Source organism: Lysobacter capsici (assembly GCF_014779555.2).
GTDB lineage: Bacteria > Pseudomonadota > Gammaproteobacteria > Xanthomonadales > Xanthomonadaceae > Lysobacter > Lysobacter capsici.
Genome location: NZ_CP094357.1, coordinates 4,987,836 through 5,004,106, shown reverse-complemented (window position 1 = coordinate 5,004,106; position 16,271 = coordinate 4,987,836). Strand labels below are relative to the sequence as shown.

At 69.0% G+C, this 16,271-nt stretch carries 17 protein-coding genes and 1 tRNA gene; 12 read left to right on the top strand and 6 right to left on the bottom strand.

Features of this window, described 5'->3' with window-relative positions; translation table 11 throughout:
* Positions 1 to 259 precede the first annotated feature (259 nt).
* From plsY to IEQ11_RS20515, 8 genes are all read left to right on the top strand, one after another.
* Complete coding sequence (gene plsY / locus IEQ11_RS20550; protein ID WP_191822778.1) at positions 260 to 940, top strand: glycerol-3-phosphate 1-O-acyltransferase PlsY; 681 nt, start codon at positions 260 to 262, stop codon at positions 938 to 940.
* Positions 940 to 1,938 carry a bifunctional biotin--[acetyl-CoA-carboxylase] ligase/biotin operon repressor BirA gene (birA, locus tag IEQ11_RS20545; RefSeq protein ID WP_191822779.1) on the top strand — a complete coding sequence of 333 codons (999 nt, stop codon included), beginning with the start codon at positions 940 to 942 and terminating at the stop codon, positions 1,936 to 1,938. Before plsY ends, birA begins: the two co-directional genes overlap by 1 nt.
* Complete coding sequence (locus IEQ11_RS20540) at positions 1,935 to 2,693, top strand: type III pantothenate kinase (protein WP_057922552.1); 759 nt, start codon at positions 1,935 to 1,937, stop codon at positions 2,691 to 2,693. Before birA ends, IEQ11_RS20540 begins: the two co-directional genes overlap by 4 nt.
* 34 nt (positions 2,694 to 2,727) lie before the next feature.
* A complete protein-coding gene (locus IEQ11_RS20535; RefSeq protein ID WP_191822780.1) occupies positions 2,728 to 3,579 on the top strand; it encodes an SPOR domain-containing protein in 852 nt (283 codons plus the stop codon).
* A gap of 100 nt (positions 3,580 to 3,679) precedes the next feature.
* Positions 3,680 to 3,755, top strand: a tRNA-Thr gene (locus IEQ11_RS20530).
* A 412-nt stretch (positions 3,756 to 4,167) separates the two neighbouring features.
* Positions 4,168 to 5,091, top strand: coding sequence for an arginase (gene rocF / locus IEQ11_RS20525; protein WP_036106645.1), 924 nt, complete (start codon positions 4,168 to 4,170; stop codon positions 5,089 to 5,091).
* Between the two features lie 181 nt (positions 5,092 to 5,272).
* Complete coding sequence (locus IEQ11_RS20520; RefSeq protein WP_036106649.1) at positions 5,273 to 5,422, top strand: entericidin A/B family lipoprotein; 150 nt, start codon at positions 5,273 to 5,275, stop codon at positions 5,420 to 5,422.
* 299 nt (positions 5,423 to 5,721) lie between these two features.
* Positions 5,722 to 5,922, top strand: a complete 201-nt coding sequence (locus tag IEQ11_RS20515) for a CsbD family protein (RefSeq protein ID WP_036106652.1) — start codon at positions 5,722 to 5,724, stop codon at positions 5,920 to 5,922.
* A gap of 194 nt (positions 5,923 to 6,116) precedes the next feature.
* Here IEQ11_RS20515 and IEQ11_RS20510 read toward each other — a convergent pair whose 3' ends face one another.
* Positions 6,117 to 6,959: a hypothetical protein gene (locus tag IEQ11_RS20510; protein WP_057922550.1), complete on the bottom strand. Its 843-nt coding sequence runs from the start codon at positions 6,957 to 6,959 to the stop codon at positions 6,117 to 6,119.
* Here IEQ11_RS20510 and IEQ11_RS20505 point away from each other — a divergent pair.
* From IEQ11_RS20505 to IEQ11_RS20490, 4 genes are all read left to right on the top strand, one after another.
* A complete protein-coding gene (locus IEQ11_RS20505) occupies positions 6,958 to 8,505 on the top strand; it encodes a tryptophan--tRNA ligase (RefSeq protein WP_343226511.1) in 1,548 nt (515 codons plus the stop codon). The genes IEQ11_RS20510 and IEQ11_RS20505 overlap by 2 nt on opposite strands.
* Positions 8,502 to 8,825: a hypothetical protein gene (locus tag IEQ11_RS20500; protein WP_247024622.1), complete on the top strand. Its 324-nt coding sequence runs from the start codon at positions 8,502 to 8,504 to the stop codon at positions 8,823 to 8,825. The genes IEQ11_RS20505 and IEQ11_RS20500 overlap by 4 nt, the downstream gene beginning before the upstream one ends.
* Before the next feature lie 111 nt (positions 8,826 to 8,936).
* Positions 8,937 to 9,899 (top strand): MBL fold metallo-hydrolase, encoded by a 963-nt coding sequence (locus IEQ11_RS20495; protein ID WP_191822782.1) that lies wholly within the window; start codon positions 8,937 to 8,939, stop codon positions 9,897 to 9,899.
* 140 nt (positions 9,900 to 10,039) lie between these two features.
* Positions 10,040 to 11,212, top strand: coding sequence for a GGDEF domain-containing protein (locus IEQ11_RS20490; protein WP_191822783.1), 1,173 nt, complete (start codon positions 10,040 to 10,042; stop codon positions 11,210 to 11,212).
* A 19-nt stretch (positions 11,213 to 11,231) separates the two neighbouring features.
* Here IEQ11_RS20490 and IEQ11_RS20485 read toward each other — a convergent pair whose 3' ends face one another.
* The 5 genes from IEQ11_RS20485 to IEQ11_RS20465 form a co-directional block, all read right to left on the bottom strand.
* Complete coding sequence (locus tag IEQ11_RS20485) at positions 11,232 to 11,621, bottom strand: VOC family protein (RefSeq protein WP_191822784.1); 390 nt, start codon at positions 11,619 to 11,621, stop codon at positions 11,232 to 11,234.
* Positions 11,622 to 11,771: 150 nt separating this feature from the next.
* Entirely contained in the window at positions 11,772 to 12,713 is a 942-nt protein-coding gene (locus IEQ11_RS20480) for a HEAT repeat domain-containing protein (RefSeq protein WP_191822785.1), read from the bottom strand.
* 90 nt (positions 12,714 to 12,803) lie between these two features.
* On the bottom strand, positions 12,804 to 13,640 hold the full coding sequence (locus tag IEQ11_RS20475) for a M23 family metallopeptidase (protein ID WP_191822786.1): 837 nt from the start codon (positions 13,638 to 13,640) through the stop codon (positions 12,804 to 12,806).
* 172 nt (positions 13,641 to 13,812) lie between these two features.
* On the bottom strand, positions 13,813 to 14,610 hold the full coding sequence (locus IEQ11_RS20470) for a M23 family metallopeptidase (protein ID WP_191822787.1): 798 nt from the start codon (positions 14,608 to 14,610) through the stop codon (positions 13,813 to 13,815).
* Positions 14,611 to 14,879: 269 nt separating this feature from the next.
* Positions 14,880 to 16,250, bottom strand: a complete 1,371-nt coding sequence (locus tag IEQ11_RS20465) for a dihydrolipoamide acetyltransferase family protein (protein ID WP_057922544.1) — start codon at positions 16,248 to 16,250, stop codon at positions 14,880 to 14,882.
* Between the last annotated feature and the right edge of the window lie 21 nt (positions 16,251 to 16,271).

Here is a 16,271-nt window from a genome sequence, read left to right as displayed (position 1 = left end):
AGGAGCGGCGCGAGCCGCGACCGCGCGAATGCGGCTACGGCGCAGGTCACGGCAGCCAACGTCGTTGCCGAGGTTTCGCGGTCGCAGCTTACGCAGCTCCTACAGTCGGATACGGGGCCGCCGGCGCGACGGCGACCGCGCACCTCGGTGAATGCAACCCGCACGCGGGGCACAACCCGTATGCCACCACCGTCTTGCGCGGATCGCCAATCGATCCCCGCCGCGCTCGAACCCGCGCTGGCTCCCGCATAATCCGCGCATGCCGTTCGACCCACTCTCTCCGCAGTTGTCCGTGGTCACCCAACTGGCGCCGGTGTCGGTGGCGCTGCTGGTGGCCGCCTACGCGATCGGTTCGCTGTCGGGCAGCCTGCTGCTGGGCAAGCTGCGCGGGGTCGACATCCGCACCCAGGGCAGCGGCAATGCCGGCGGCACCAATGCCTTCCGCACCCAGGGCCTGCGTTTCGCCGCCGCGGTGGTGGTGTTCGACATCGGCAAGGGCGCGCTGGCGACCTGGCTGGCGCTGCGCTACGCGCCGGTCGGGCATGCCTTGTCGGTGACCTCGCACGGGTATCTGGCCGCGTTCGCCGCGGTGCTCGGCCATGTCTGGCCGATCTGGCACGGGTTTCGCGGCGGCAAGGGCGCGGCGACCCTGGTCGGCGGGCTCGCGGTGCTGTGGCCGTTCGTGCTGCCGATCCTGCTGGCGGTGTGGGCGATGGTGATCGTGCTCAGCGGCTATGTCGGCCTGGCCACGTTGATCGCCGCGCTGTGCCTGCCGCTGCTGGCCTGGCTCGGCGATGCCGGTCTGCCGCGGCTGTATTTCGCCCTGGCCGCGGCGGTGCTGATCGTGTTCACCCATCGCGGCAATCTCGCGCGCCTGCGCGCCGGCACCGAATCGCGCTTCAACGGCGCCCGTCTGCTGCACCGTTGGCGCCGGAGCTGATGGACGATCGCGCGCTGCTGCAACGCCTGATCGAAGGTCCCGCCACCGGCGACGCACTGGCCAGCGCGGCCGGGCAGACCCGCGCCGCGGTTTGGAAACGCATCGAGGCCTTGCGCGAGGCCGGGGTCGCGATCGAGGCCAAGCCCGGTCGCGGCTATGCCTTGTCGCAGCCGCTCGACCTGCTCGACGCGCAGGTGATCAGCGTCGCCATGCAGGCCGATGCGCGCGCGCGCCTGGCGGGGCTGGACGTGGCCTGGACGATCGATTCGACCAACAGCGAGCTGCTGCGCCGGCCCACGCCCGCGCACGGCGCCGCGGTGCTGCTGGCCGAACGCCAGACCGGCGGGCGTGGCCGGCGCGGCCGGGTCTGGGCCTCGCCGCTGGCCGCGCATCTGTACCTGTCGCTGTCGCGCAGCTTCGGCGGCGGCCTCGCGCGTCTGGGCGGGCTGAGCCTGGTCGCCGGCATCGCCGCGGTCGAGGCCTTGCAGCGCCTGGGCTATGCCGACGTGCGATTGAAATGGCCGAACGATCTGGTCGTGCTCGACGGCGCCGGCCTGCGCAAACTCGGCGGCCTGCTGATCGAGGGCGGCGGCGAATACGCCGGTCCGGCGCGGGCGGTGATCGGCCTCGGCCTCAACGTGCGCATGCCGGCCGCGGCCGCGGCGCAGATCGATCAACCCTGGTGCGATCTGGCGACGCTCGCGGCGCAGCGCGCGCTGTCGCGCAACACTGTCGCCGCCGCCTTGCTCGACAGCCTGCTGCCGGCGCTGGACGAATTCGACGCCGCCGGCCTGGCGCCCTTCATCGACCGCTACGCCGCGTTCGACGCCCTGGCCGGGCAGGCGGTGACCGTCCACGGCGCTCAGGCCGATCACGCCGGCACCGCGATCGGCCTGGCCGACGACGGCGCGCTGCGGGTGCGTCTGGCCGATGGCGAAGAACGCCGTTTCCATGCCGGCGAAGTCAGCGTGCGCCGCGGCGCGGGAGACGCGCGATGAGCGCCTGGTTGTTCGATCTGGGCAATACCCGGCTCAAGTGCGCGCCGCTGGATGCGCACGGCCGCCCCGGCCCGGCGCTGGCGTTGCCGCATCGCGAGGAAGACGTCGCCGCGGCCTTGGCCGAGGCGCTGCCCGACGAGCGCATCGAGGTCGCGTATCTGGCCAGCGTCGCCCATCCGGCGCTGCGCATGGCGGTGTTGCAGGCGCTGACCGAACGTTGCGGACGGATCTCGATCGCGCGCACCCAACCGAGTTTCGAACTGGACGGTTTCGGCCGCGTGCGCATCGCCTATGCCGACCCGCGCAAGCTCGGTGTCGACCGTTTTCTCGCCTTGCTGGGCGCGCACGCGCGCGGCGAAGGCGCGGCCTTGATCTGCGGCGTCGGCACCGCGTTGACCATCGACCTGCTGGACGCCGACGGCCTGCATCACGGCGGCCTGATCGCGCCGTCGCCGACGCTGATGCGCGAAGCGCTGCACGGCCGCGCGCCGCAACTGCCCGAACTCGGCGGCCAGCGCATGTCGTTCGCCTCCGACACCGAGGATGCGTTGGCGTCGGGCTGCGACGGCGCGGCGTTGGCGCTGATCGAACGCAGCCTGACCGTGGCCAAGTTGAAGCTGGGCACGGTGCCGCAGTTGCTGCTGCACGGCGGCGGCAGCGACGCGCTCGCCGCCGCGCTGCCTGCGCCGATCGCCGCGCCGACCCTGGTGCTGGAAGGTCTCGCGATCTGGGCCGGAATCGAAACTTCGCGTTGAGCGGGGCGGCGACCGGGCAGGCTAGAATCCGCGCATGCTCGTTCGTGCCCTCATCGTCCTGCTGATCGCGCTCAACCTCGGCGTCGCCGCGTGGTGGATCGCGCGGCCCGCGCCGCCCGCGCCGCCGCGGGAACAACTTCCGCTCGGCGTGGCGCGGCTGCGGATGGTCGACGAACCGCGCAGCACGGCCAAGCCGCAAGCCGTTGCGCCAGCGAAGGCGACGGCCGCTGCCGCGCCGGCAGCGTCATCGCCGGCTCCGCTGCCCGCGTCGGCCGCGCCTGCGAGTTCGACACCGACCACGGCGGCGGAGAAACCGCCAACGCCGCCGGCCGCATCGCCGCCTGCGACCTCCGCGGTAGCGACGGCCACGCCGTTACCGACGACACCCGCTCCCACGCCCGCGCCGATCGCGCCGCCGCCCGAAGCCAAGCCGCAATGCTTCAGCATCGGCCCGTTCGCCGATACCGCCGCGGCCGCCGAGGCACGCGCCAAGCTGCAACCGCTGGCGCAGAAACTGGCCACGCGCACCCAGGCCGGCACCAGCAATGCACGCGGCTGGCGCGTGTACATGCCGCAGGCGAGCGCCGAGGCCGCGCAGGCGACCGCGCAGCGCATCCGCGCGGCCGGTTTCAGCGACCTGTTCGTGATGAGCGGCAGCGAAGCCAACGCCATCGCCCTGGGCCGTTTCCGCAGCGAGGAGTCGGCGCGCAAGCGCGGCGCCGAGTTGAGCGCGGCCGGCTTCACCGCGCGGGTCGAAGCGCTCGGCGAAAGCGGCGAAGGCCCGACCTGGATCGATGTCGCCACCACCACCTCCAACGGCGATGCGCTGCGCCGCGCCGCCGGCGCCTCGCGCTGGCGCGGCCGTTCCTGCGCCGGTTTGGGCTGATCGCGACCCGCCGGCCGTCGCGCTGTCGCGATGAGACCCGGGCGCGATAGAATGCGCCGGCGCCATTGATCCGCTCGATGGTCGCCTGTCACCTCAAGCTGCCGCTTTAGCTCAGTTGGTAGAGCACTCGCCTTGTAAGCGAGCGGTCGTCCGTTCGATTCGGACAAGCGGCACCACGTGACGCCGAGAAGAACACAAGCGCCCGGCCACCCCATCCGAAGGCCGCGCCCTTTCCGGCCGCACACCTCGCCGCAGTTCCGCCGCCGCCAGCCAAGCGCATCCACTGCGTGCGCCACCATTCGCTCGCACCGCGAGCCGCTAAACCACACGCAGCGAATTGCCCACCACGCAACTGCGCACCGCAAGCGCGTTGAACTCGCCGCGCATCAACGCAACGCGCCTTCACCTCCCCATTTTGCGCACGCCTTCACGGTTAAGCCCAGTTCGCGCTTAGGCACTAGAATGCCCCCATCGTCGGCGGCCGCAACGGCCCTGTTGCGGCGATCGCGCGATGCCGCGGGCATCGTCCGCGTTCACCTATCGATGCCGCGCGCTCATCCGTCAGCCAGCGCGGCAGAGGACATCCTTATGAATCGTACCTATCCCCCGGTTTCGTTGATCGGTGCGCCGACCGACGTCGGTGCCGGCCATCGCGGCGCGCGTCTGGGACCCGAGGCGCTGCGCATCGCCGGTCTCGGCGAAGCCCTGGCCGCGCGCGGCGTCGACGTGGTCGATCGAGGCAATCTCGACGGCCCGCGCAATCCCTGGCAGAAACCGGTCGAAGGCTATCGCCATCTGCCCGAAGTGGTGACCTGGAACCGTCTGGTGATGGACGCGGTCGGCGCGGAACTGCGCGCCGGACGCATGCCGATCCTGCTCGGCGGCGATCACTGCCTGGGGCTCGGCTCGATCACCGCGGTGGCGAACTACTGCCGCGAAACCGGCAAGCAGCTGCGCGTGCTGTGGCTCGACGCGCACGCCGATTTCAACACCAGCCAGGTCACCCCGTCGGGCAATATCCACGGCATGCCGGTGTCGTGTCTGTGCGGCATCGGCCCGCAGGAACTGACCACGCTCGGCGGCCCGGCGCCGGCGATGCGCGCCGAGGACATTCGCCAGATCGGCATCCGCTCGGTCGATCCGGGCGAGAAGCAATTGATCCAGCAACACGGTCTGGACGTGTACGACATGCGCTACATCGACGAGATCGGCATGAAGCGGGTGATGGAGGAAGCGCTGGAAGGCGTGGACGACAACACCCATCTGCATGTGAGCTTCGATGTCGACTTCCTCGACCCGAGCATCGCTCCGGGCGTGGGCACCACGGTGCCGGGCGGTCCGAACTATCGCGAAGCGCAGCTGGTGATGGAGATGATCGCCGACAGCGGACGGCTCGCGTCGCTGGACATCGTCGAACTCAATCCGATCCTCGACAAGCGCAACCGCACCGCCAAACTGTCGGTGGACCTGGTCGAAAGCCTGTTCGGAAAATCCACCTTGATGCGCGAGTGAGGCCGGCCGCGTCGATGTCGGCCGGCGATGAATCGCGGCTGACGCCGAAACGGGCGAACCCATGTAAGGCATTGTTTCGCGTGGCTTTCGCGTCTCACTCCACGCGGGCTTCACGTTCATTCGCGTCTGATCGGCTTCAGGACGCGACGAGTGGCGCGGCCGCTATGACCAAGGAGATTCTATGAAGCGTTTGACTGCCCTGTTGCTGCTGGCCCTGTTCTCGATGGGCACCCTGAGTGCTTGCAACACCGTGGCCGGCGCCGGTAAGGACGTGAAGAAGGCCGGCGAAAAGGTCGAGCAGAAGGCCGAAGAAGTACGCGACGGCAAATAAGCAGCCCGAACCGATATAAGCAAAAAGGCCGGAGCGATCCGGCCTTTTTGTTTGCCCGGCGTTTTGTTCGCGAGGCGCGCTTGGGTGATGGTTACGCCAAGCAGCGCTCAGTTTACGGCTGAAGGATTCACTTCGTTCATCGACATCAAGTCCGGGCTAACGCAATCGTGATCGGATGCGAATGCCGCGGCTGCGAAGCTGGCCTCGTGATCTCGGCAGGCCGATCACGCACGACGCCATCGACATGGCGAAGTGCGCGGCGCCGAATCCGAATCCCCCAACTGAAGGAGTGGACATCGATGAACAAAGACATCATTGCCGGCAAGTGGACCCAGATCAAAGGCAAGGCCAAGGCGAAGTGGGGCGACCTGACCGACGACGTATTCGATGTCGCCGAAGGCAACTCCGAATACCTGGCCGGCAAGCTGCAGGAACGCTATGGCTGGGAAAAAGATCGTGCCGAGAAGGAAGTGCGCGAGTTCGGCAAGACCTTGAACTGACGCAACGCGTTTGATCGATGCAACAAGCGGCGCCGATCAAACCTGCTGATCGCGCCGCGCGCTAATCGCATCGGCGCGGTTGTGGACAGTCGCCGATGCGAGGTACGAGGAGAAGCGGGCCGGATGCGAATCCGGCCCGTTTTTATTACGTGTGCATTCGACTGATCGAAGCAGGACGCGAGACGATTCGCGACTCACCACCGACGCGACGGCGGATCGGCGACGAAGCCGCTGGGAAACGCGTTGGGCTCGTTGCGATTGCGGTAGTACGGATCGCGATAGCGCGGCACCACGCCGCGCGCGACCAGACTGCCGTAGTCGTCGTAGCGCAACTGCAGGATCTGCGCCGGCGAACGCGAGGCGCGCACGAACTGGGTCTGCGACACCGGCGACCATTCGCGCGAGCCGTGACCGGTGCCGATCGATTGCGCGGCCGCATCGGCGGCGGCCGATTCGCGGCTCATCTCGCTCGCCGCCGGCGCGGGCGCGGCATTGCCCGAGGCGCGACGCTCGGCCTTGGCCGCTTCGCCTTCGCGCGCCATCGGCGGATACGGGTAGGGATACGGATACGGACGCGGCGGTTCGCGATAGGTTCGCTCCTCGAACACCGCCACGCCGATCACGCCGACGTTGTCGGGCCGGCCGGTGCGCGCGGCGTAGCTGTCGGGCAGGTCGGTGAACACGAACTGGGCCACGTCGTCGAGCGACTTGCGCCAGCCATTGATCTCGGTGGATTGCCAGGCATCGAGCACATAACCGGCCTGCGACGGGTTGGCGGTCTGACCGCTGACCGCGTTGACGCCGTCGACCGACAGCACCACCAGCACGCGCTGGCCGGTGGTGTTGGTCAGGCGCACCGAATAGCGGTGGCCCGGGGTGCCGGCGATCCATTGCTGGCCGCGATGGGGCCAGCTCGGCAGCCAGTCGCCGTTGTCGCGGTCGACCACGGCGACATCGACCAGCGGGCGGGCGTAGCTCGGGGTGCAGGCGCTTGCGGTCAACGCGGCGCCGGCGAGCAGGACTAGCGAGCGGAACATGGCGGGTCTCCTGGTGGTCGATGAGGGGCTCGATCCTGCAAACGCCCGCCCGATCGAAACGGGGTTGTGGCTGCGATCACAGGCCCGATCGCGCGAGTTCGCCGGCCGACGGCGCTCAGCTGCCGCTCAGGCGGACGGCCCCTCCCGCCGGGTCGGCCGCGGCGGCCAGCGGGTACACTGGCCGACCACGATCCACCCGCGATTCACCATGACCCAGACCCGCGTCCTGACCGGCATCACCACCTCCGGCACTCCTCACCTCGGCAATTACGTCGGCGCGATCCGCCCGGCGGTCGCCGCCAGCCTCACGCCGGAGGTGGAGAGCTTCTATTTCCTCGCCGACCTGCATGCGCTGATCAAGGTCACCGAGCCCGAGCGCGTGCAGCGCTCGACCCTGGAGATCGCCGCGGCGTGGCTGGCCTGCGGCCTGGACCCGGACAAGGTGTGGTTCTACCGGCAGAGCGAAATCGTCGAGATTCCGGAGCTGAGCTGGTTCCTGACCTGCGTCGCCGGCAAGGGCATCCTCAACCGCGCGCATGCCTACAAGGCCGCGGTCGACAAGAACCGCGCCGAGGGCGAGGATGACGACGCGGCGATCAATGCCGGCCTCTTCATGTACCCGGTGCTGATGTCGGCCGACATCCTGGTGTTCAACGCGCACAAGGTTCCGGTCGGCCGCGATCAGGTCCAGCACATCGAGATGGCGCGCGATTTCGCCCAGCGCTTCAATCATCTGTACGGCGAGCATTTCGTGCTGCCCGAAGCGCTGATCGAAGAAAGCGTGGCGACCCTGCCGGGCCTGGACGGCCGCAAGATGAGCAAGAGCTACGACAACACCATTCCACTGTTCGCGCCGCGCGAGCAGTTGAAGAAGCTGATCTATTCGATCGTCACCGATTCGCGCGCGCCCGGCGAACCCAAGGACACCGAAGGTTCGGCGCTGTTTCAGATCTACCAGGCGTTCGCCAGCGTCGAGGAAACCGAAGCGATGCGGCGCGCATTCGCCGGCGGCATCGCCTGGGGCCAGGCCAAGCAGGCCTTGTTCGAACGCATCGACGCGGAAATTTCTCCGCTGCGCGAGAAGTACGAAACGCTGATCGCGCAGCCGCACAAGATCGAGGAAATATTGATCGACGGCGCGCGCCGGGTGCGCGAGCGTTACGCGCATTCGACCATGAAGCGCCTGCGCGCGGCGGTGGGTCTGCGCGATCTGTCGCAGGTGCCGGCCGCATCGGCATCCGCCGATGCCGATGCGAAAACGGCTTCGGTGCCGGTGTTCAAGCAGTATCGCGAAGCCGATGGGCAGTTCTATTTCAAGCTTGCCGATGGCGAACAGGTGTTGCTGCAGAGCCGCGGTTTCGCCTCGCCCAAGGACGTGGGCCAGCTGATCGGCGCGGTCAAGGCCGGTCGCGGCGAGCTGGACGCGGTGTTGGCCGCGTCCGAGCCGGTCGAAGCCTCGCGACACGCGGCGATCGCCGCGGCGCTGGCGGCGATCGCGCAGGCCGAGGCCGACGCGCGCGCGGCCAAGGAGTCGGCCCAGTCGTGAGTCGCTTCGTCGAACTCAATCTGGCGCTGATCCTGTTCCTGCCGTGGTTCGCGATCCTCGGCGCCTTGTTCTGGCTGTATCCGCGCCGGCCGCGCAACCCGGCGCGCAAGTTGTTCGATGCGGTGTCGCTGGCGGTGTCGGTGTGCGCGTTCGTGCTCACCGTGCATTGGGCGCACCTGCATGCCGGACGCGGCCACGGCGCGATGTGGCCGCAGATTCTCGCCACCTCGCTGGGCTATGGCGTGTTCCTGCTGGTGCTGGCGATCGCCTGCGCGGTGCGTTGGCGGTGGTTGCGCGGGGGGGTCGATCATCGTCAGTGAGAACGGGCGAATCCGCCGGCGAATCCGCGAAACGATGCCGACCAAAGCCGCATCGCGGCGACCAGCCATGACGGCATAGACTGCAAGCCAGTCACAGCCCGATTCTTCGCCATGACCCCAGCTTCCGATCCGAGCACGAACGCGGCCTGCGAACACGGCATCGTCACCGTCGACACCGGCTTTCATCGCCCGGTGTTCGACGCGGCCTATCTGCTCGTCGAGAACGGCCGCGCCGCCTTCGTCGATTGCGGCACCCAGCATTCGATCCCGGCCCTGCTCGATGCGCTCGCGCGGCAAGGCCTGACCCCGGCCGAGGTCGACTGGCTGATCCTCACCCACGTGCATCTCGATCACGCCGGCGGCGCCGGCGCGCTGATGCGGCGGCTGCCGAATGCGCGCGCGGTCGTGCATCCGCGCGGCGCGCCGCACATGATCGATCCTTCGGTATTGGTGGCCGGTGCCACCGCGGTCTACGGCGCCGAGGAAATCGCCCGCAGTTACGGCGAGATCGTGCCGATTCCGGCCGAGCGCGTGGTCGTCGCCAAGGACGGCCACGTCGTCGATCTGGCCGGACGGCCGCTGCTGTGCGTGGACACGCCCGGGCATGCGCGCCATCACCTGTGCGTGTGGGATCAGCGCAGCCGCGCCTGGTTCACCGGCGACACCTTCGGCCTGTCGTATCGCGAATTCGACACGCCGCGCGGCCCGTTCGTGCTGCCGACCAGTTCGCCGGTGCAATTCGAACCCGAGCCGCTCAAGGCCTCGATCCGTACCTTGCTGGCGCGCGATCCCGAGGCGATGTACCTGACCCATTACGGCCGGGTCGGCGACGTGCAGCGGCTCGGCGCCGAACTGATCGAGCAGATCGACGCGATGGTGCGGCTCGCGCGCGCCGCGCCGGCGGCCGGCGACGCTCGGCACGCGCACCTGGTCGCGGCGCTGTCCGATTACTTCCTGGCGCGCGCGCGAGCGCACGGCAGCGCGCTGAGCCCGGCGCAGATGCAGGAGGTGCTGGCGGTCGACATCGAGCTCAATGCCCAGGGCCTGGAAGTCTGGCTGGATCGGCGCGGTTGAGCCGTCGCCGGGGACCGGCTCGCTGAACCGACAGCGCATCGTCGCGGCGGCGCCGCGCGGCCGTCACAGGCATTGAATCGTTGCCGGGGTAGCTTGAGCCCGATCACGTAGCATCCCCCTCCACATCGCCGATGCCCGTCGTGCCGCTGCGACTTCGCCATTTCCTGCCGCTGTCGATCCAGCGCCTGCCCGCGCAGGACGATGCCGTCGCGCCCGCGGCCGATTCGGCGCCGCCTCCGCGCGACGACGGGCCGGACGACGGCCGGCAATCCGCGCTGGAATCCTATGGCCTGCTCGACAGCGTGCCGGAGTCGGCCTACGACGATCTGGTCCGGCTTGCCGCGACCTTGTGCGGTACTCACGGCGCGGCGATCGCGCTGATCGATCGCGACCGGGTCTGGTTCAAGGCGCGGCACGGTGTCGACGCCGCGGAACTGCCGCGCTCGCATTCGATCTGCAACCAACTGATCGGGCAGGTGCGGCCCGATGAGTTGCTGTTGATCGGCGACGTCGCCCAGGACCCGCGTTTCGCCGCGCTCGGCCTGAGCCTGCAAGGCGGGCATGCGCTGCGCTTCTACGCCGGCGCGGCCCTGATGAGTCCCGACGGCCATCCGCTGGGCACCCTGTGCGTCCTCGACACCCAGCCGCGCGCGTTGTCGCCGGCGCAGGCCGACGGTCTGGCGGCGTTGGCGCGACAGATCCAGCATCTGTTCGAACTGCGCCGGTATGCGATCGAGCAGCGCCGCCTGTTGTCCGAGCGCGAGGCCTTCGCTCAGCAACTGGAAAGCGCGCAGGCCGATCTGCAGCGTCGACACGACCTGCTGCAGCACAGCGCCAGCCACGATGCGCTGACCGGGCTGCTCAATCGCAGTGCGTTGGCGCAATTGCAGGACAGTCCGGACGCGATGCAGCGCCTGGGTCGCGCGGCCTATACCCTGATGGTGATCGACGTCGATCACTTCAAGCAGGTCAACGATCGCCACGGCCATCTGCTCGGCGATCGCGCCTTGCGCGCGGTCGCCGACGCGGTGGCCGCATCGATACGCGAGGACGATATCGCGGTGCGCTACGGCGGCGAGGAATTCCTGGTGGTGCTGCCGGGTACGCGTCTGGCCACCGCCAGCGAAATCGGCGAACGCATCCGTCAGCGCGTCGCGCGTTCGTCGTTGCCGTTCGCGCTGACCGTGTCGATCGGCGTAGCCGGCGGCGAGCCCGGACGCGATGCGCCCGAGCAGGTGTTCGATCGCGCCGATCAGGCCTTGTACCGGGCGAAGGCGTCGGGGCGCGATCGGCTGGTGGTCGACGACAGCTGAGCGCGCGACGCGCTCGCGTTTAGTCCCACTGATTCGGCGGCGGTCCGCGCTCGGGATGCTTCATCTGCACGACGCAGAAGCGATGGCCGGTCGGCGCCTGCATCACCCACCAGCGCTTGATGAATTCGACCCGGGTAGCGCCGAGTTTTTCCAGGCGATCGGCTTCGGCTTCGATGTCGTCGCTTTCGATGTCCAGATGCACGCGCGAGGAATGCGAGACTTTCTGCACCGCGACGTAGAGCTCGTCGGCGGTATTGGCGAGCTGCGCGTATTGCGCGCCGTCGCCATCGTCTTCGTCGGTTTCGCCGCGGGCCAGGCCGAGCGCGCCGCTCCAGAAATCGGCGGCGGGGTCGATCTGTCCGGTCTGACAATCGATGATGAAGCCGGCCAGGCGGCTGCGGTGGGCCATGTCGTCGCTCCGTTGTCTCAGGTCGAGCGACAGACTGCCGCGTCGGCGGCGAATGCGGAAGTGTCCGGGTGTCGAGGCGGTCGCATTTCGTTTGCGATTTTTTGCGGTGATGCCGCACCGGCTTTCGTCGCGAACCGCTCGCGGATGCGTTCAGCGCCCAGGGTACTCGCGCTCGTGGCCGTCGCCGTCGACGGCCTGCGCGGCGGCCTTGCGGTACAGCGCGTATTCGCCGCGGTTCATAGCGAAATTCTGCAAGGCGAACACGGCCGAGTTGCGGGTTTCGGCGTCGGTCTGCGGATCGGCGGCCAGCGCGAGCAGACTGTCCTTGAGCCGGTCCGAACGCGTGCTGGAAGCGTTGATGCCGGCGATCGCGGCCTGACGCACCGACAGATCGGGATCGAGCATCGCGCGTTGCAGGATCTCTTCGTTGCCGGCGTGCTTGTTCCACTGCACCGACTGCACCACCGCGCTCGCGCGCACCGCCGGATCGGGATGCTGGCGCAGTTCGCTCAGGCGCTCGAGCAAGGGCGCGGCGTCTTCGCTGGCGACCACGGTCGGCGCGAGCATGTCGACCAGTTGCTTGAGCATGGCCGGATCGCGCTCGGCCTGCAGCTGGCGCGACAGCAGTTCGCGCACCTGCGGCTGGTCGAGCGAGAACGCCTTGAGCAGGTCCAGTCCGTTGCGGCGCGACTCGGGGTCGCCGCTGTCGGCGAGTTGCCGGGCCATTCGCAATACCTCGTCGTTGGCCACGGCCTGCAGCACCGCGAGCAAGGCGCCGCGCTTGTCGAGTTCGGTTTCGAAGCTGTAGTCGCGCAGCAGTTCGCGCAGGTAGGCCGGGTCGCGGCGCGCGCGCTGGATCATGCGTTCGGAATCGTTGGGCGGCGTGCCGGTCGCGCCGTAGCCGTCGGGCGCGTGATTGCCGCCGTTCGCGCGCGTCTGCGCCGCATGCGCGTGGCCGCGCGCCGCGATCGATGCCGGCGGTGTTGGCGGCGCGGCCGACGATGCGGTCGCCGCGCGCGTGATCAAGCTGCCGACGACGCCACCGAACAGCGCGGCGGCGAGCAAGGCGAAGCCGAGTGGGATGGGTTTCATGCGACGTGGTCCGGTAATGCGATGGAGTCAGGGGCGTGCCGTGAATGCAGGCAGAGGCGGCTTCGACGCCGCCTCTGCTTGCGGGCGCGATCAGCAATCCGGCGCGACCCGGCCGTCGGAGCCGGTGTAGGTGTAGGCATCGGGAATGTATTGGTTGCTTCCCGTCGGCGCGATGTTGTTCCAGATATTGCTGGTGCCGTAAGTGCCGCTGACCGATTCGCCGGCCTTCTGGCAACGGATGCTGACGCTGGCGCCGTTGGCGCGTGAGCCGACGATCGAATAGGTCGTGCCCGGCCCGGAGCGTACGTTGAGCGGCGAGCCCGCGGTCCTGACCGTGCCGGTCACGCCGCCCGGACTGGTGCCGCAGCTGTTGCGGCTCTTGTAGGCGACTTCGTATTGGTCGTAGACGATGGTCGAGCCGTTCCAGACGATTTTCTGATCGTCGTTGTTGAGCCGCTGTTCGTAATGCAGATGCGCGGAGATGCTGTTGCCCGGACGCGTGGTCTTGCCGAGCGTGCCGATCTTCTGGCCCTGATTGACGCTGGCGCCGTTGGCGATGGCGATGCTGTCCAGGTGCGCGTACCAGGTGGTCCAGCCGCCGCCGTGATCGATCACCACCAGCTTGCCGTAACCGGTGCCCGGATGCGGGTTGTAGGTCGTCGCCTTGCCGCCGGCCGAAGCGACCACGGGCGAACCCAGATCGCCGTCGCTGAGCGGGCGCGGTTTGTGGTTGAGGTCGACGGCGTAGCGCAGGCCGTGGCCGGGGTAGGTGTCGCCGTACCAGGTCTGGTTGCAGGCGAACGGCATCTGGAAATTCGGTTTGGCCGCGCTGGCGTTGCCGGCGAGCAGGCCGAGGGCCGCGGCGGCGAAACCGGCGAGCAGGCTGCGCGGGGTCGGTGCGCGGCGCGCGCTGATAGGACGATGCATGTCGGTAACCTCTTGAGCGATGGATGGGGTGACTCGGAGAGGCCCCGGGTACGTGGGTGCCGAGGCGGTGGGTAGGTTTACGTCGTTGCTTGCGTGTTGCATGTCGTCGCGGCGTGCGGATCGACGCGCTCTTCGTTGCGCGTCTTGTCGATGCCGCGGCCGCGCGCGCGGATCAGCAGTCGGGCGCGACCCGGCCGTCGGAACCGGTCTTGGTGTACGCGTCGGGGATGTAGCGGTTGCTGCCGCTGGCGCCGATGTTGTTCCACAGCGCGCTGGTGCCGTAGGTGCCGCTGATCGATTCGCCGGTCTTCTGGCAGCGGATGTTGACGTTGCTGCCGTTGGCGACGGTGTCGACGACGCTGTAGTTGGTGCCCGCGCCGGAACGCACGTTCAAGGCCGCGCCGCTGGTGCCGACGACGCCGGTGGCGCCGCCGCTGCTGCTGCCGCAGCTGTTCTTGCTCTTGTAGTTCTTCTTTTCGAAGTAGCGCAGCGCGACGCCGTTCCACTTGGCCTTCTGCACGCTGCCGTTGTAGACCTGTTCGTAATGCAGGTGCGGCGCGAGCTCGTACTTGGCGCTGGTGTTGCCGACCAGGCCGATCTTCTGGCCTTGCTTGACCTTGGCGCCGACCGACACCGCGCGCGATTGCAGGTGCGCGTGCAGGGTCTTCCAGCCGCCGCCGTGATCGATCACCACGTAGTTGCCGTAACCGGTGGTGGTGGAATAGGTCGACACGGTGACCTCGCCCGCGGCCGAGGCGACCACGGTCGAGCCCGCGGTGGAACCGCCGCCGGCCGGACGGTTCATGTCGACCGAATTGGCCGGGCTGTGCCCGTTCCAGGTGTTGGCGACCCAGGTGTCGCCGCAGGCGAACGGCATCTGGAAATTCGGCGCGGCCTGGGCGCCGGTCGCGGCCAGGCCGAGAACGGCGAACGACGCCAGCGCGAGCGCGCGGCGCGATGGATGAGTCATGGTGATTCCTCGCTAGATGGATGTAGGCGATCGCTGCGCGCGCGGCCGGCCGGGTAGGGCGGACGTGTCGCCTGCGATCGCCTTGCGACGCTAGCGGTATTAGTCACCGGTTTGTTATGGGAATTTTTTATTCCTAGACCGGCGCCAAGCGGCCACCGTGAGCGCAGTCGCGGTTGCGGATCGGCGGGTTTGACAGGTTGGCGACAGCAAGGCTAGGCGGCCGTCGCGAGGCGGGCGCCGGCCGCAAGGACCGGCGCCGCGCGGGTCGATCAGTTGGCGCGGGCCAGATCGTCGATCATGGCCTTGAGGAAGCGCGCGGCTTCGCCGCCGGTGCAGGCGCGGTGGTCGAAGGTCAGCGACAGAGGAATGACCTTGTGCGATTCGAAGCCGCCCATCACCGGGGTCATTTGGTGACGGCCCTTGCCGGCGGCGACGATCGCGACCGTCGGCGGCACCACCACCGGGGTGGCGTAGCGGCCGGCGAACATGCCGAAGTTCGACAGCGAGATGGTGTAGCCGGTCAGCTCCGAGGCCGGGATGCTGCGGTCTTCGACCTGCACGCGCAGGCGGTTGATCGCTTCGCGCACGCCGCGGGTGTCGAGCACGTCGGCATTGCGCAGCGCCGGCACGAACAGGCCGTCGTCGGTGTCGACCGCGATGCCGATGTCGACGTGCGGATGCAGGGTGCGGGTGAGCTTGTCGCCGTCGAACCAGGCGTTGAGCGCCGGCACCGCCTTGCACGCGGCGACGATGGCGCGGACCAGGCGGCCGGTGATGTCGTTGCCCGGCGCCCAGGCGTGGATGTCGGCGTCGTCGGCCAGGGTGGTCGGCACGACCTTGCTGTGCGCGTCGGCCATCACCCGCGCCATGTTGCGGCGCACGCCCTTGAGCTGCTCAGGTTGACCGGTCGCGGCCACGCCCGGCGGCTGGGTGCGCATCGGCCGGCCGGCCTGCGACAGGGTGCTGCGCGATGCGGCCGGCGCTTCGGCGACGGGTGCACGCGCGACGGCAGGCGCCGCGACCGCGGCGGGCGGCGCCGAACCGACCTTGGCCGAACCGTCGGCGGCGGCGCGCTTGACGTCGTCGTTGGTGACCACGCCATCGTTGCCGGTAGCGCGCACGCGGCTCAGGTCGACGCCGAGCTTGCGCGCGAGCGCGCGCACCGCCGGCATCGCCTTGACCCCGCCGACCGCGACCGCCTGTTCGCTGCGCACCGCGTCGGAGGACTGCATCGCCCCGACCACGGTGCCGCTGTCGGCGCGTTCGGCCGCTTCGGCGGGCTTGGCGTCGGCCGGCTTGGCCGGCGCGGCTTCGGCGGCGGGCGCCGGTGCCGCGGGCGCGGCGTGGCCGTGGTTGTGGCCGGTGTCCTGGCCGTCGGCGCGCTGCGGCTGGCTGAGGTCAAGTTCGAACTCGGCCAGCATGGTGCCGGTGACGACGATATCGCCGGCGGCGCCGGCCAGCTTGAGCACCTTGCCCGACACGGGCGAGGGCACTTCGACCACGGCCTTGGCGGTCTCCATCGACACCAGGGTGTCGTCGAGGCGGATGGTGTCGCCGACCTTGACCGCCCATTCGACGATGGTCGCGTCCGGCAGGCCTTCGCCGAGGTCGGGAAGCAGGAAGGTCTTGGTATCGCTCATAAACGGGTTCGTCTCTGAAAT

Coding starts and splice junctions, on each gene's coding strand:
- IEQ11_RS20480 (WP_191822785.1), bottom strand. CDS start 12,713: ATGAAACCCATCCCACTCGGCTTCGCCTTGCTCGCCGCCGCGCTGTTC.
- IEQ11_RS20495 (WP_191822782.1), top strand. CDS start 8,937: ATGACCCCAGCTTCCGATCCGAGCACGAACGCGGCCTGCGAACACGGC.
- IEQ11_RS20470 (WP_191822787.1), bottom strand. CDS start 14,610: ATGACTCATCCATCGCGCCGCGCGCTCGCGCTGGCGTCGTTCGCCGTT.
- IEQ11_RS20520 (WP_036106649.1), top strand. CDS start 5,273: ATGAAGCGTTTGACTGCCCTGTTGCTGCTGGCCCTGTTCTCGATGGGC.
- plsY (WP_191822778.1), top strand. CDS start 260: ATGCCGTTCGACCCACTCTCTCCGCAGTTGTCCGTGGTCACCCAACTG.
- IEQ11_RS20510 (WP_057922550.1), bottom strand. CDS start 6,959: ATGTTCCGCTCGCTAGTCCTGCTCGCCGGCGCCGCGTTGACCGCAAGC.
- IEQ11_RS20485 (WP_191822784.1), bottom strand. CDS start 11,621: ATGGCCCACCGCAGCCGCCTGGCCGGCTTCATCATCGATTGTCAGACC.
- IEQ11_RS20540 (WP_057922552.1), top strand. CDS start 1,935: ATGAGCGCCTGGTTGTTCGATCTGGGCAATACCCGGCTCAAGTGCGCG.
- IEQ11_RS20465 (WP_057922544.1), bottom strand. CDS start 16,250: ATGAGCGATACCAAGACCTTCCTGCTTCCCGACCTCGGCGAAGGCCTG.
- IEQ11_RS20505 (WP_343226511.1), top strand. CDS start 6,958: ATGGCGGGTCTCCTGGTGGTCGATGAGGGGCTCGATCCTGCAAACGCC.
- birA (WP_191822779.1), top strand. CDS start 940: ATGGACGATCGCGCGCTGCTGCAACGCCTGATCGAAGGTCCCGCCACC.
- IEQ11_RS20535 (WP_191822780.1), top strand. CDS start 2,728: ATGCTCGTTCGTGCCCTCATCGTCCTGCTGATCGCGCTCAACCTCGGC.
- rocF (WP_036106645.1), top strand. CDS start 4,168: ATGAATCGTACCTATCCCCCGGTTTCGTTGATCGGTGCGCCGACCGAC.
- IEQ11_RS20515 (WP_036106652.1), top strand. CDS start 5,722: ATGAACAAAGACATCATTGCCGGCAAGTGGACCCAGATCAAAGGCAAG.
- IEQ11_RS20475 (WP_191822786.1), bottom strand. CDS start 13,640: ATGCATCGTCCTATCAGCGCGCGCCGCGCACCGACCCCGCGCAGCCTG.